Raw genomic sequence first — 13,408 nt, forward strand, 5'->3', positions numbered from 1 at the left:
TCAGCGGCGGGGCGGGCTAAAGCCGATACGTGCGCAGAGAATAAGCAACTCTGCTTGCAAATTGGGCGCAGTTGGTTGGGCTGCTGAAACCATATCCAAGATTGCCATGGCGAGATGACGGTTAGCAAGATATTTTTCCAGGCTCGCCCTGGCCGCGCCGCCGTTCTCTGGCCCCTTGCCGCCCCGGCCCGGGCCGGGCAAATGATCCGCCATGTCTTCCGATCTCGACCAGCTTCTCACCGCGCGCGGCCGCCAGGCCCGGCTGGGCGCATATGTTACGGCCATCGCTTTCGATGCCTCTGGCCATTCCGCCTTCGCCCTGGGCGATGGCACGCTGCGGCTGGGGCGGGAGTTCACGCCCCTGGAGGTGCACCGGGGCGCGGCGCTCTGCCTCGCCGCCCATCCCGCGGGCGGTTTTTGCTCCGGCGGGGATGATGGCCGGCTCGTCCATACCAGCGCCGGCGGTGTGGCCCAGGAATTGCGGAGTTTCGGCTCGAAATGGGTGGAGCATGTCGCGGCGTTTTCCGGCAAGGGGAGCCTGCTGGCGGCGGCGGCCGGCAAGGCCGCGCATTTGCTCACGCCGGAGGGCGCGGTGGTGAAAACCCTGGAATATCCCTCCACCGTCACCGGCCTCGCCTTCGATGCCAAGGGCAAGCGCATCGCCGCCTCGCATTACAACGGCGCCACGCTCAATTTCACCGCGCCTGCCGCCAGCACGCCGCAGCGCCTGGAATGGAAGGGCAGCCATACCGGCCTCGCCCTGCATCCGGCGGGCGCGGCGCTGGTCACCTCCATGCAGGAAAACGCCTTGCATGGCTGGACCCTGCCGGAGGGCAAGCACATGCGCATGTCCGGCTATCCCAGCAAGCCGGAATCCATCGCCTTCACCCGTTCCGGCCGCTGGCTGGCCTCGGCGGGGGCGGAATCGGTGGTGCTCTGGCCGTTTTTCGGCGGCGGCCCCATGGGCAAGCCTCCCACGGAGCTCGGCATGGGCGATGGCGTGGTCAAACGCGTCGCCAGCCACCCCCAGCACGAGGTGGTGGCGGCGGGGCTCAATACCGGCCTGGCGCTGATCATCGACGTGGGGCGCGAGCGCGTGCTGCCGGTCTGCGGGCCAGGGCGGGGCGCGGTCTCGGCCCTGGCCTGGAGCCCCTCCGGCGCGGAGCTCGCTTTGGGCACGGAGGAGGGCTTCGCCGCCATCATCGGTTTCAGCGAGGTCTGAGCGTCTATCCGCCCTGGCCGCGCAGCGCGCGCAGCAGCGCCAGGAATTCCTCCACCTCCAGCGTCTCCGCCCGGCGCGAGGGGTCGAGCCCCGCCGCCTCGCACAGCGCCGCCCCGCCCAGCGGCTTCAACGCCCCGCGCAGCATCTTGCGCCGCTGGCCGAAGGCGGCGGCGGTCAGCCGTTCCATAGCCTTGATCTCCACCGCCGGCGGTTGCGCGGGCCGGGGCGTAAGCCGGATCAGCCCTGAATCCACCTTGGGCGGCGGCGCGAAGGCGCCGGCCGGAATCCGCATCAGCATCGTTACCTCGCATAGCCATTGCGCCAGCACCGATACACGGCCATAGGCGCCGGTGCCCGGCCGGGCGCAGATGCGCGCCGCCACCTCCCATTGGAACATCAGCGTCATCGCCTGGTATTCCCCCGCCTGGTGCAGCCAGTTCACCAGCAAGGAGGTGCCGATATTGTAAGGCAGGTTGGCGACGATGGCGCGCGGCCCCGGCACCAGCGCGGGCAGATCCGCCCGCAGCGCGTCGGCCTCGATCACGGTCAGCCTGTCCGTTGCCGCCGCCAGCGCCTGGACCGCCGCGACGGCGCGCGGGTCGAACTCGATGGCCGTGACATGCCGGGCCCCGCGCGCGAGCAGGGCGCGGGTCAGGCCGCCGGGGCCGGGGCCGATCTCGATCACGTTCACCCCTTCGAGATCCCCCGCGGCGGCGGCGATGCGCCCCAGCAGCCCGGCATCCAGCAGAAAATGCTGGCCCAGGGATTTATCCGCCCGCAAATCGAATTCGCGGATGACCGCCGCCAGAGACGGCAAGGAATCTAATGAATCTTGGGCCATGCGGCTTGTTAGCCCATGCCCCGGCATGGCAACAGGGCAGCGTGGATATGGCGGTCGAAAAGCCGGGGAGTTTTCAGGTTCCGCGTTTGCTCCGCGCCTTGGTGCGGGTGGACGAGGTCTGGCTCGCCTTGCTGGCGGCGGGCATCGGCATTTGCGCCGGGTGCGGCGTCGCGATCATGGATGCCATCTCCATCCAGATGCACACCGCGCTCTTCGTCCTGCCGCCGGGCAAGGGGCTTTCGGAATCGCCCTCGCTCGACCCGCGCCGCGCCATCGCCGCGCCGGTGCTGGGCGGGTTGTTGCTCGGGCTCTTCATGTGGGTTTTGGCGCGCTTGCGGCCCAAACCCGCCATCGACCCCATCGAGGCCAACGCCTTGTATGGCGGGCGCATGTCCCTGCTGGATTCCATCATCGTCGCGGCGCAGACGGTCTGGTCCAACGGCGTCGGCGCCTCGGTGGGCATGGAGGCCGGGTACGCGCAGATCGGCTCGGGCATCGCTTCCTGGCTGGGGCGCAACTTCCGCCTCCGCCGTAACGATTTGCGGACCATGGTGGGGTGCGGCGCCGCGGCGGCCATTGGCGGCGCCTTCAACGCCCCGCTTTGCGGGGCGTTTTACGGAATCGAACTCGTCATCGGCCTGTATTCCATCGCCACGCTGCCCTTCGTCGTCATCGCCTCGCTGGCGGGCACGCTCACCGTGCAGATTCTCGGCTTCGCCTCGCCGCCGCTCAACGTGGCCCTGCCCGCCAACGTCCCCAACGATGTCTACGTCATCATCGTGCTCGAGGGCGTGGCCAGCGGCATGGCGGGCATTCTCATCATGCGCGGCGTCACCACCATCGAGGCTGTTTTTCGCCGCAGCGGCATTCCCGGCTGGCTGCGCCCGATGCTGGGCGGGGTGGTGGTGGGGCTGCTTGGCTGCATCACCCCCAAGGCGATGTCCTCCGGCCATTCCGCCCTGCGCGCCTATATCGGTGTGGGCTTTCCTTTCATCACCGTCGCGGGGCTGTTCCTGGCCAAGGCCGTAGCCTCGGCCTTCTCAATCGGCTCCGGCTTTCGCGGCGGCCTGTTTTTCGCCTCGCTGTTCCTCGGCATGCTGTTCGGCAAGGTCTTCGCCGGCGTCGTCGGGGTTTTGCCTTTTCTCAATCACATGCCCTCCGACCTCTACGCCGTGGTGGGGATGAGCGGGCTCGCCACCGCGATCGTCGGCGGCCCAATGACGATGACCTGCCTCGCTTTGGAGCTGACCCAGAATTTCGCGGTGACGATGGCCGTTCTGGCCGCGGCCATCGCCGCCACCATCACCGTGCGCCGCCTGTTCGGCTATTCATTCGCGACCTGGCGCTTCCATCTGCGCGGCGAGCAGATCCGCTCCCCGGTGGATGTGGGCTGGGTCCAGACCCTCACCGTCGGGCGGATGATGCGCCCTGTCACCGCCACGGCGCGGCCGGAGACCAGCCTCGCCGCCTTCCGCCAGGAGGTGCCGCTGGGGGCGGTCCAGCGCGTGGTGGTGGTGGGCGGGGATGGAAAATATGCGGGCATCGTCTACCCCGCCGAGGCGGCGACCATGCTCGGCCAGGACCGCAAGGTAGCCGATATCCTCCATCTTCAGAACGAATTTCTCCTGCCGGGCATGAACGTGAAGGAGGCGCTCAGCCGTTTCGAGGCGGCGGAGGCGGATGCCCTGGCGGTGCTGGACGGGCCGGAGACGCGCCAGGTGCTGGGCATCCTGACCGAGCAATATGCCCTGCGGCGCTATAATGAGGAGCTTGACCGCCGCCACCGCGAGGTGGCGGGCGCGTAAGCGGATGACAAACCAGCCCGGCCGGGACGGCTGTGCAATGCGGCCACAACATCAAGTGAGCTTGTAGGATTTGGCTCCCGTGCCGGCGAGCATCCCGCCGTCAACGATCAGGTATTCATCGCGAATGGGTCTGCCGTCGAAATAGCTCTCCAGGATTTTCAATGTGCCGGCGGCGGAGCGGGCCTGCGCGGCGGGCAAAGCCAGGAGGTCGGGCTCGGATATAGAAAGCGATGGCGTCCTGGGCGAGCAATTTACTTCTAGCCGCGATGTTCGTTTTTGCCGGTCCGCTCCGGGCGTTGGCGCAGGTCGTGCCGAATTGCGCGCGTTTGGAGACATCCTCCCACGCAAGTTTTTACGCGAGATGATTGGCTTTCAGATTGAACTTGAGGGCCGGTTTTGTGTTTCTTGCTGATGTCAGACATCTCTGATCTCAATTTCATCGCCCACGCGTATTTCCCCGTCTTGCACCACCTCCGCGAACACGCCGAGATCGACATGGCCGAAATGGGCGCGCAATTCCTTCACCGGGTTGGCGTCGCGCTCCGCCGTGTCCGGGTTGACCATGGTGGCGGCGCAGCGGTCGATCCGCTCCCGCACCACCATCTCCACCTCGCCGATGACGAGCCTGCGGCCCAGCCAGGAAAATTCCTCCCAGGCCTGGCTGCCCTCCACGTAAATATTGGCGCGGAACCGGCGCTTGTCGCGCGGCGCGCCCACCGCCGCCTCCAGCGCCGCCAGCGAGCCGAGGCCGATGAGGCTGATGACCTGGGTCTTATGGTCGCAGAAACTATGGCCGGGAAAGAAATGGAATTTCGGCGCCTCGCCCCCGGCGCCGTAACGCGCCTCGGGGCCGAGAAAGCCGGTAAGAAACCGCGCCAGCTCCGCCTGGCCCGCCGGGGTAAAGGGCGAGGCGGTGACGCCGCCCGCCGGGCCTTCGATAAAGAGGAGCCCCGCCGTCTCGTCGAACCGCGTTTTGAGCGCGGCGGTAGCCGGATTCCTGGCCAGGCACATGAAATTCATCTTGGAAATCCAGGCCGGATGCGCCTCGTCGAAGGCCGCGTCTCCCTGCCGTAAGGCAAAGGCGCGGTCCCAGGGAATGCAACGCCCCGGGCTGAGCCGGGCGCTGGAAATCACCTCCGGGGTGAGGCCCTTCACGGGGTAGCGGTAGAGCGATTCGATGCGCATGGCGGGGATGATCCTGACCCAGGGGACTTGAGGCAGATCATGGTCTCACCCATATCCGGCTGGCAAGGTCACGCTGCCTGATAAGGGGTGTGGCTGGACGTTGCCTGCTGACCAGGGACGAGAAGGAGAATAAAAATGGATTTTGAGAAATTCACGGAACGGGCGCGGGGGTTTGTGCAAGCGGCGCAAACCATCGCGATGCGTGAATATAATCAGCAGATCACGCCCGAACATCTGCTCAAGGCGTTTTTGGATGACGAGGAGGGCGCGGCGAGCGGGCTGATCCGCATGGCCGGCGGTGATCCCGTCATCGCCAAGCAGGCCGTGGACGCCGCCGTGGCCAAGCTGCCCAAAGTGTCCGGCTCCGGGGCGGGACAGCCCGGCGTCACGCCGGATCTCGTGCGCGTGCTGGATGCCGCGCAGCAGGCCGCCGCCAAGGCGGGGGATAGTTTCGTCGCCCAGGACCGGATTCTGGTGGCTCTGGCGGCGAGCGACAGCGCCGCCGGGCGGGCGCTGAAATCCGCGGGCGTCACCCCCCAGGCGCTGGAAAAGGCGGTGGAGGAGGTGCGCAAGGGCCGCAAGGTGGATAGCGCCACCGCCGAGCAGAATTTCGAGGCGCTGAAGAAATACACCCGCGACATCACCCAGCTCGCGCGCGACCAGAAGCTGGACCCCGTGATCGGCCGCGACGAGGAGATCAGGCGCACCATCCAGGTGCTGGCGCGGCGCACCAAGAACAATCCGGTGCTCATCGGCGAGCCGGGCGTGGGCAAAACCGCCATCGTCGAGGGGCTGGCCCTGCGCATCGTCAATGGCGACGTGCCTGAATCCTTGCGCAACAAGCGCGTGCTGGCGCTGGACATGGGCGCGCTGGTGGCGGGAGCCAAATATCGCGGCGAGTTCGAGGAGCGGTTGAAAGCCGTGCTCAAGGAGATCGAGGCTGCCCAGGGCGAGATCATCCTCTTTATCGACGAGATGCACATGCTGGTGGGCGCGGGCAAGACGGATGGCGCCATGGACGCCTCCAACCTGCTGAAGCCGGAGCTCGCGCGCGGCACGCTGCATTGCGTGGGCGCCACCACGCTCGATGAATACCGCAAATACGTGGAAAAGGACGCGGCGCTGGCCAGGCGCTTCCAGCCGGTTTTCGTGGATGAGCCCAGCGTGGAGGACACCATCTCCATCCTGCGCGGCCTCAAGGAGAAATACGAGCTTCATCACGGCGTGCGCATCACCGATAGCGCGCTGGTGGCCGCGGCCACGCTCTCCAAGCGCTACATCACCGACCGTTTCCTGCCCGACAAGGCGATCGACCTGATCGACGAGGCGGCGAGCCGCCTGCGCATGCAGATCGACAGCAAGCCGGAGGCGCTGGACGAGCTCGACCGGCGGCTGATCCAGCTGAAAATCGAGCGCGAGGCGCTGCGCAAGGAGAGCGACCCGGCCAGCCGTGAGCGCCTGGAGAAGCTGGAACACGAAATCGGCGAGCTTGAGGAGCGTTCCGCCGAGCTGACGGCCAAATGGCAGGCCGAGAAGGCCGAGCATGCCGAGCTGCAAAAAGTGAAGGAGCAGCTGGAACAGGCCCGCAACGAGGTGGAGATGGCCCAGCGCCGCGGCGATCTCGCCCGCGCCTCCGAGCTGCTCTATGGCCGCATCCCCGAATTGGAGAAGCGCCTCGCCGCCGTGCAGGAGGGCGCGATGGTGAACGAGGCGGTGACCGAGGAGCAGATCGCGGCCGTCGTCTCCCGCTGGACCGGCGTGCCGGTTGAGAAAATGCTGGAAGGCGAACGCGCCAAGCTCCTGCATATGGAGGATTTTCTCCGTCAGCGCGTCGTCGGGCAGGAGGCGGCGCTCATCGCGGTCTCCAATGCGGTGCGCCGGGCGCGGGCCGGGTTGCAAGACCCCAACCGGCCCATCGGCAGCTTCCTCTTCCTCGGCCCCACCGGCGTCGGCAAGACCGAGCTGACCAAGGCGCTCGCGGAGTTCCTGTTCGACGACGAGCGGGCGATGGTGCGCATCGACATGAGCGAGTTCATGGAGAAGCATTCCGTCTCCCGCCTCATCGGCGCCCCGCCCGGCTATGTCGGTTATGACGAGGGCGGCGTGCTGACCGAGGCGGTGCGGCGGCGGCCCTATCAGGTCGTGCTGTTCGACGAGGTGGAAAAGGCGCATGAGGATGTGTTCAACATCCTCCTGCAAGTGCTGGATGATGGCAGGCTGACCGACGGCCAGGGCCGCACGGTGGATTTCAAGAACACCATTATCGTCCTCACCTCCAATCTCGGCTCGGATATTCTCGCCGCGCAGAAGGAAGGCGAGGATGTGCGGATGGTGGAGGCGGCGGTGATGGGGCGGGTGCGCGCCCATTTCCGTCCGGAATTCCTCAACCGTCTGGATGAGATCGTGCTCTTCCGCCGGCTGCAACGCGCGGACATGGCGGCCATCGTGGACATCCAGCTTCGCCGGCTCCAGGCCCTGCTGGCGGAGCGCAACATCCGGCTGGAGCTGGACCAGGCCGCGCGGGACTGGCTGGCCCAGGCGGGGTACGATCCCGTCTATGGCGCCAGGCCGCTGAAGCGGGTGATCCAGCGCAACCTGCAAAACCCGCTGGCCGGGCTGATCCTGGAAGGCGCGATCAAGGACGGCGAAACCGTCAAGGTCTCCGCCTCCGAGCAGGGGCTGATCATCGGCGGCCGCCTCGCCGAGGCGGCATGACCCAACCGGCCGGGGCGGACGGCCCGCCCCGGCGCGGTTTGTCCAGCCTTTGGCTCAGCTATAGATGAGTTCCGTCATCATCCCGGCGGCCATGTGGTAGAGATTATGGCAGTGAAAGAGCCAGCGGCCGGGATTGTCGGCGTCGAAAGCGATGCGAACGCTGGCCCGCGGCAGGACGAGAACCGTATCCCGCATCGCGCCGGCGATCGGCGTGCCGTTCAACGCCACGACCTGAAACCGGTGGCCGTGGAGATGCATGGGGTGGGACATCATCGTGTCATTGACGATGTTGATGGTGACACGCTCGCCGCCGCTGACCGTCAATGGCTGCCGGTCCGCCCATTGGCGGCCATCAATGCCCCAATCATATCCCATCATCGAGCCGGTGAGCCGCGTTTGGTATTGGCGCTGGGGCGGGCGGGGCGCCAGGGGCCGCGCCGCGGCCAGCCGCGCCTCCAATTGCCAGCCGCAAGGCGGACAAAGCGTGTCCGCCGCCTCGGCGAATTTGGGTATCTCACTGCCCGGCGTGGCGAGCACGATCCCGGTGCGCGCGCGCCCGCCCTCGCGCTGCGCGAAGATGGGGAAGGCCCCGCTCGCTGGCAGGCGCAAGAGAATATCCGCCCGCTGCGCGCCCGCCAGAGGAAATTTGCGGACGGTCAGGGGTTGGACCGGATCGCCATCCACCGCCACCAGCTGTCCCTCCAACCCGCCCAGATCGATCCAGAACGCCGTCGCGGTGGCTCCGTTGATCAAGCGCAGCCGGAGAGGATCGCCGGCCTTCGCCCTGACGATTTCGGGATCGCTCAAGGTCCGGTCATTGGCGAGATACGCGTCGAAATCGATATCGTTGAGATCCATGCCAGGCATGGTTCCGCCCATGCCGCCCCCCATCATGCCAGCCGCGCCTTGGCCCATCATGCCTTGCATGGAGCCGCCGCCGCGCCTTTGCAGATTGGAGAGGATCTCCTCTGGATCGTCAAAAATAAAATCATGGAGCAGAACGACGATATCCTGGGCGCTATCTCCGTTCTCGGAGGAATGGATGATGAGCGGCGCCGCCATCAGCGCTTGCTCCTGCAAGCCGAGATGCGAATGCATCCAATACGTGCCAGGGCGAGGCGTGAAATCGTAAGATCGTGAGGCGCCGTCGGCGATCGGGCCGGCATAGCCGGTCTCCACCACGCCATCCTGGGCGGCGGACGGCGTTTGCCCGTGCCAATGGATGATGGTCGGAACCCCGCATTGATTTTTCACCATCACGGAAAACGGCGAAGCGGGACCAAGGGTCAGGCCGGCCCGGCCATCCGGCCCGGTCAGCCCGTAGACCGAGGCCGCGCGGCCATGAACCTTGAGGCTGCGCTTTGTTACCGTCAACGGGACCGGCGCCGGCGCGGCCGAGGCCGCGAGAGGCAAGGCGGCCATGCCACCGGCCAAGAGAAAATCCCGGCGGTGAATTGCGGGCTTCATCACTGGTCTTTCACTCGCGCAAAACTCGGTCCGATAGGCAGGCATCGATCCCCCGCCCGCGCTTGCGGGCCGGATTCGATAAGAATAAGCTTAACATAATATTGTATTTTATAGGCCAGCCTCGGAAAAACTCTATGATGCGAATCAAATACCGGCTGTTTCGGCCTGCTCTGTCACCCCGCCGCACCAAAATCGAGGTGCCGGGCTGGGCCGGGGTCAAAGAGCCGAGACAGGACGGGTCTCATGAACAGGCATGGCACTGCCTTCCCTTCGTCGAGGGCGCGCAATACGGCATCGAGATCCTATATCCGCATGAGCATGAATTGCATGTGGCGCAGCGGGAGGGCAGGTTTTTCTTCGAGCAACCCTCAGGCGCCCAAGATGGCGAGCCGCCGCCCTTCCGCCCGTTCGGCGAGGGGTATTACACGTATCAATTATTGCTAGACTTAAAGGTGCCGGAGGGTGTAGCGGTGCGCGCCGAGCCGCATCCCCGGTATTTCCTCAGCGAAGCCAATGACGTTCCGCTGGCAGTGCCTGCTTTATTGCGTACGAGCTGGTGGCCGATGATCAATTTCGTCGTCTTCAAGGCTCCGCCCGCGGGCAACACCCATGTGTTCCGCCCCGGCGAGCCGTTCATGCAATTCAGCGTCGTGCCGGCCGAACCGTCCTTTACCCTGGAACCCATGGAGGCGGAGGAGGCCGCCGAGCGTGAAATGCAATCCCGGCGGATTCATGCCAGCCGCGACACGCTTGGTAAGGACACGCAATGGGTGTCCTCGACCAATACGGTATTTGACGGAACGTATCGCCGCATTCTCGGCGCCGCCCGCGCCCGCGACCGGGCTTCCGGAAATGATACGAATGAACAACCTTAATTGATCATGATGCCAATGCCCGGCATCCATAGCATTGCCCCGCTATGGTGATGGTGGTGGTGGTGATAATAATAATATCGGGGCGGGGGCGGCGGCGCGTAATAGCCGTGATGATAGAAGTGATGGTGATGATGATGGTGGTGATGATGGTGATGATGATAATACCATTGCGCCTGCTGAACACCCTGGGGCATGGAATGTGCCTGCTCCGCCAGCCGGGCATTATCCGCCTTCAGCGCTTCCAGCGCGTTGGGCACGGGTTTTAACAAATCGGAATAGGAAGCGGCAGTAACAGGGTCCGGCGAGATGTCGGAAGCCGCGCTCGCCGCCTCGGCGCTTCCCAAGGTGGCCAGCCCGACCAAGGCGCCGAGCAGGCCAGCGGTTTTCTTTTCCATGAAGAGATCTCCGTTCTCAAACCTGAAATCATATAGGCGCGCGGAGCTGGCCCGATATGGCCGGAAAAACGGCGAGACTAAGGCGGTTTGTGATATTTTCGTAAGCTTGTCTTAAGCCTGCGGTGTCTTCAGCCCCGTAAGCCGCGGCGAAACTTCCCGGCCGGCATCGGCGAGCGTCAAGGCCGCCCGGCGCGGTGGTAGGGGTGCCCGGCCAGAATCGCCTGCGCCCGGTAGAGTTGCTCGGCCAGCAGGGCGCGCGCCAGCATATGCGGCCAGGTCAGCCGCCCCAGAGAGAGCCGCGCCCCGGCGCGGGCCAGCACCGCCGCGTCCAGCCCCTCCGCCCCGCCAATGGCGAAGGCGGGCTTGCGGCCCTGTTCCCGCCATGCCGCCAGCAGCCGCGCCAGCCCCGGTGAATCGGGGGCCTCGCCCTCCATGTCCAGCGCCACCAGAAACTCATCCGGCCGCAGCGCCGTCAGCAGCGCCTCGCCCTCGCGGCGCTTGCTCTCGGCGGCGGGGCCCTGGCCCTCGGCCAATTCAACCAAGGCGAGGGGCGGGCGCAGGCGCTGGGCGTACCGGGCAAACAGCTCCATCTCCGGCGTCCGGGGCGGGGCCTTGCCGATGGCCAGCAGCCTCAAGGGGCGGGGTCCGCCTCGTCCAGCTCGGCGCTCCACATTTTTTCCAGCCCGTAGAGCGCGCGGGCCTCGGGCTTGAACAGATGCACGATGATGTCGCCCGCGTCGATCAGCACCCAATCCGTTCCGGAGGCGCCCTCGGTCAGCGGTTTTCTGAACCCCGCCTCCCGCAGCTTCTCGTGTAGATGGGTCGCCATGGCGCTGATCTGGCGGTCGGCGAGGCCGGTGGCGATGACCATGCGGTCGGCGAAGCTGGCCCGCCCGGCAAGGTCGAGAATGACGATGTTCTCCGCCTTATCGTCCTCCAGCACGGCGATGATCACGGCTTGCAGCCGGTCGAGCGCGTCCGCGCGCGGCTTGGGCGGGGCGGGTTTGCGCTTGGGCCCGGCGATGGCGGCTTTCTTGCGCGGGGTGCCGGGCATGGCGGGCAGGGCCTCGGCGGCGGCCTTGGCGGCGCGCTTGCGGGGGGCGGCGGGTTTGGCGCCCCGGGCGGCGGGGCGGGCAGGCGTGCGGGTTATGGTCTCGCTCCTTCCAAAATGCGGCGGCGCAGCTCCGTGGCGGAAACCGGGTTCTCGCGCACGGGCAGAAGAATCCAGGCGGGCGGGGCTTGCCAGGGCAGGCATAGCCCAGAGCGCGCCGCAAGGCGATATTTTTGGTGGCGTTGCGCCGCCTGGCTGGCCAGGGCGCGGCGGGTGAAGCCGGGGCGGGGCACCACCAGCATCGGCATGGCGCGGGTGATCCCCAGCCAGCAACCCCAACGCGGCAATTGGATGAGATTATCCGCCCCCATCAGCCAGACGAAGCGCGCGCGGGGAAAGCGGAGCTTGAGTTCGCGCATCGTGTCGATCGTGTAGCGGGTGCCGAGCCGGGATTCGATGTCGGTGGCGATGATCCGCCGCCCATCCGCGAGCCGCCGGGCGGAGGCCAGACGTTCGGCCAGCGGGGCCATGCCGCCGGTGGGCTTCAGCGGGTTGCCGGGCGAGACCATCAGCCAGAGCTGGTCCAGCCCCAGATGCCGCATTGCCTGGCGGGCCACATGCAGATGCCCGGTATGGGCCGGGTTGAAGGAGCCGCCGAGCAGGCCGATTTTCAGCCGGTAATGATGGCCATGGCGGGTAGGGGTCAGGGGCGCACCTGGCCGTTGCCCCGCACCACGTAGCGGAAGATGGTGAGCTGTTCCGGCCCCACCGGTCCGCGCGCGTGGATATGCCCGGTGGCGATGCCGATCTCCGCGCCGAAGCCGAACTCGCCGCCATCGCAGAACTGGGTGGAGGCGTTCCACAGCGTTACCGCGGCGCGGCTGCGGCGCAGAAATTCCTCGGCGGCGGCGGCGTCGCCGGTGATGATCGCCTCGGTATGCTCGCTGCCATGCGCGGCGATATGGGCGAGCGCCGCCTCCATCCCGTCCACCACCTTGATGTTGAGCACCGCGTCCAGCCATTCCGTGTGGAAATCCTCCGGCGCGGCGGCGGGCAAAGCGGGGAGGATGGCGCGGGCATGGGTATCGGCGCGGAAGGCGCAGCCCAGCGCCGCCAGCTCCTCCACCAGGGCGGGCAGCAAAGCGGGGGCGATGGCGGAATCGATCAGCAGCGTCTCGGTCGCGCCGCACACGCCGGGGCGGCGCATCTTGGCGTTGGCAAGCACGCGGCGCGCCATCTCCGGCGCGGCGGCGGCATGCACATAGGTGTGGTTCAGCCCCTCGGCATGGGCCAGCACCGGCACCCGCGCCTCGCGCTGCACCCGCTCCACCAGCGTCTTGCCGCCGCGCGGGATGATGAGGTCGATGAGCCCGGCGGCCCCCAGCATGGCGGTGACGAAGCGGCGGTCGGTATCCGGCGCTATCTGCACCGCCGCCTCCGGCAGCCCGGCCTCGCGCAGCCCGGCGGTCATCGCCGCGTGGATGGCCCGGGCGGAATGGTGGCTCTCCGAGCCGCCGCGCAGGATGATGGCGTTGCCGGATTTGAGGGCGAGGGCCGCCGCGTCCGCCCCCACATTCGGGCGGCTTTCATAGATCATCCCCAGCACGCCGATGGGCTGGGCGATGCGGGCGATGCGCAGCCCGTTGGGGCGCGTCCATTCCGCGAGAACCCGGTCCAGCGGGTCGGGCAGAGCCGCGATTTCATCCACGCCGCGCGCCATCGCCTCCACCCGCGCCGGGGTCAGCAGCAGCCGGTCGCCAAAAGCGGGCGTGCCGCTGAATTCCGCCATATCCCGCTCATTGGCGGCGAGAATCTCCGGGGCGGCGGCGCGCAGGGCGGCGGCGGCCTGGCG

14 protein-coding genes are annotated in these 13,408 nt (G+C 66.9%); 4 read left to right on the plus strand and 10 right to left on the minus strand.

The features are described from left to right. Entirely contained in the window at positions 1 to 213 is a 213-nt protein-coding gene (locus M7H45_RS02650; protein WP_298214432.1) for a hypothetical protein, read from the minus strand. On the opposite strand from M7H45_RS02650, the gene M7H45_RS02655 reads away from it, so the two are divergent. Then, entirely contained in the window at positions 212 to 1,222 is a 1,011-nt protein-coding gene (locus M7H45_RS02655; RefSeq protein ID WP_298214434.1) for a WD40 repeat domain-containing protein, read from the plus strand. The genes M7H45_RS02650 and M7H45_RS02655 overlap by 2 nt on opposite strands. Positions 1,223 to 1,226: 4 nt before the next feature. Here M7H45_RS02655 and rsmA read toward each other — a convergent pair whose 3' ends face one another. Beyond that, positions 1,227 to 2,063, minus strand: a complete 837-nt coding sequence (gene rsmA, locus M7H45_RS02660; RefSeq protein WP_298214436.1) for a 16S rRNA (adenine(1518)-N(6)/adenine(1519)-N(6))-dimethyltransferase RsmA — start codon at positions 2,061 to 2,063, stop codon at positions 1,227 to 1,229. A 47-nt stretch (positions 2,064 to 2,110) separates the two neighbouring features. On the opposite strand from rsmA, the gene M7H45_RS02665 reads away from it, so the two are divergent. Further along, positions 2,111 to 3,868: a chloride channel protein gene (locus M7H45_RS02665; protein WP_298214438.1), complete on the plus strand. Its 1,758-nt coding sequence runs from the start codon at positions 2,111 to 2,113 to the stop codon at positions 3,866 to 3,868. Between the two features lie 51 nt (positions 3,869 to 3,919). Here the strand turns inward: M7H45_RS02665 and M7H45_RS02670 are convergent, their stop codons facing one another. Both M7H45_RS02670 and M7H45_RS02675 read right to left on the minus strand, forming a co-directional pair. After that, positions 3,920 to 4,066 (minus strand): hypothetical protein, encoded by a 147-nt coding sequence (locus M7H45_RS02670; protein ID WP_298214440.1) that lies wholly within the window; start codon positions 4,064 to 4,066, stop codon positions 3,920 to 3,922. A gap of 216 nt (positions 4,067 to 4,282) precedes the next feature. After that, positions 4,283 to 5,053: an MOSC domain-containing protein gene (locus M7H45_RS02675; protein ID WP_298214443.1), complete on the minus strand. Its 771-nt coding sequence runs from the start codon at positions 5,051 to 5,053 to the stop codon at positions 4,283 to 4,285. A gap of 135 nt (positions 5,054 to 5,188) precedes the next feature. On the opposite strand from M7H45_RS02675, the gene clpB reads away from it, so the two are divergent. Beyond that, complete coding sequence (clpB, locus tag M7H45_RS02680; protein ID WP_298214445.1) at positions 5,189 to 7,768, plus strand: ATP-dependent chaperone ClpB; 2,580 nt, start codon at positions 5,189 to 5,191, stop codon at positions 7,766 to 7,768. A gap of 54 nt (positions 7,769 to 7,822) precedes the next feature. On the opposite strand, the gene M7H45_RS02685 is transcribed toward clpB, so the two are convergent. Continuing rightward, the gene (locus tag M7H45_RS02685) at positions 7,823 to 9,235 is read right to left on the minus strand and encodes a multicopper oxidase family protein (RefSeq protein ID WP_298214447.1); all 1,413 of its coding nucleotides are present in this window, start codon (positions 9,233 to 9,235) and stop codon (positions 7,823 to 7,825) included. Positions 9,236 to 9,369: 134 nt separating this feature from the next. On the opposite strand from M7H45_RS02685, the gene M7H45_RS02690 reads away from it, so the two are divergent. Further along, the gene (locus M7H45_RS02690) at positions 9,370 to 10,110 is read left to right on the plus strand and encodes a hypothetical protein (RefSeq protein ID WP_298214448.1); all 741 of its coding nucleotides are present in this window, start codon (positions 9,370 to 9,372) and stop codon (positions 10,108 to 10,110) included. Here the strand turns inward: M7H45_RS02690 and M7H45_RS02695 are convergent. The 5 genes from M7H45_RS02695 to M7H45_RS02715 all read right to left on the minus strand — a co-directional run. Continuing rightward, positions 10,107 to 10,505, minus strand: a complete 399-nt coding sequence (locus M7H45_RS02695) for a hypothetical protein (protein WP_298214450.1) — start codon at positions 10,503 to 10,505, stop codon at positions 10,107 to 10,109. The genes M7H45_RS02690 and M7H45_RS02695 overlap by 4 nt on opposite strands. Before the next feature lie 176 nt (positions 10,506 to 10,681). Continuing rightward, positions 10,682 to 11,140 (minus strand): 23S rRNA (pseudouridine(1915)-N(3))-methyltransferase RlmH, encoded by a 459-nt coding sequence (locus M7H45_RS02700; protein WP_298214451.1) that lies wholly within the window; start codon positions 11,138 to 11,140, stop codon positions 10,682 to 10,684. Further along, on the minus strand, positions 11,137 to 11,559 hold the full coding sequence (gene rsfS / locus M7H45_RS02705) for a ribosome silencing factor (RefSeq protein ID WP_298214453.1): 423 nt from the start codon (positions 11,557 to 11,559) through the stop codon (positions 11,137 to 11,139). The genes M7H45_RS02700 and rsfS overlap by 4 nt, the downstream gene beginning before the upstream one ends. 92 nt (positions 11,560 to 11,651) lie before the next feature. After that, positions 11,652 to 12,263: a nicotinate-nucleotide adenylyltransferase gene (locus tag M7H45_RS02710; protein ID WP_298214464.1), complete on the minus strand. Its 612-nt coding sequence runs from the start codon at positions 12,261 to 12,263 to the stop codon at positions 11,652 to 11,654. Continuing rightward, positions 12,260 to 13,408: glutamate-5-semialdehyde dehydrogenase (locus M7H45_RS02715; RefSeq protein WP_298214455.1), on the minus strand; the 1,149-nt coding region annotated here is incomplete at its 5' end. The genes M7H45_RS02710 and M7H45_RS02715, both read right to left, overlap by 4 nt.

Source organism: Acidocella sp. (assembly GCF_027352905.1).
GTDB lineage: Bacteria > Pseudomonadota > Alphaproteobacteria > Acetobacterales > Acetobacteraceae > Acidocella.

Coding starts and splice junctions, on each gene's coding strand:
- M7H45_RS02655 (WP_298214434.1), top strand. CDS start 212: ATGTCTTCCGATCTCGACCAGCTTCTCACCGCGCGCGGCCGCCAGGCC.
- M7H45_RS02650 (WP_298214432.1), bottom strand. CDS start 213: ATGGCGGATCATTTGCCCGGCCCGGGCCGGGGCGGCAAGGGGCCAGAG.
- rsmA (WP_298214436.1), bottom strand. CDS start 2,063: ATGGCCCAAGATTCATTAGATTCCTTGCCGTCTCTGGCGGCGGTCATC.
- M7H45_RS02665 (WP_298214438.1), top strand. CDS start 2,111: ATGGCGGTCGAAAAGCCGGGGAGTTTTCAGGTTCCGCGTTTGCTCCGC.
- M7H45_RS02675 (WP_298214443.1), bottom strand. CDS start 5,053: ATGCGCATCGAATCGCTCTACCGCTACCCCGTGAAGGGCCTCACCCCG.
- clpB (WP_298214445.1), top strand. CDS start 5,189: ATGGATTTTGAGAAATTCACGGAACGGGCGCGGGGGTTTGTGCAAGCG.
- M7H45_RS02685 (WP_298214447.1), bottom strand. CDS start 9,235: ATGAAGCCCGCAATTCACCGCCGGGATTTTCTCTTGGCCGGTGGCATG.
- M7H45_RS02690 (WP_298214448.1), top strand. CDS start 9,370: ATGATGCGAATCAAATACCGGCTGTTTCGGCCTGCTCTGTCACCCCGC.
- M7H45_RS02695 (WP_298214450.1), bottom strand. CDS start 10,505: ATGGAAAAGAAAACCGCTGGCCTGCTCGGCGCCTTGGTCGGGCTGGCC.
- rsfS (WP_298214453.1), bottom strand. CDS start 11,559: ATGCCCGGCACCCCGCGCAAGAAAGCCGCCATCGCCGGGCCCAAGCGC.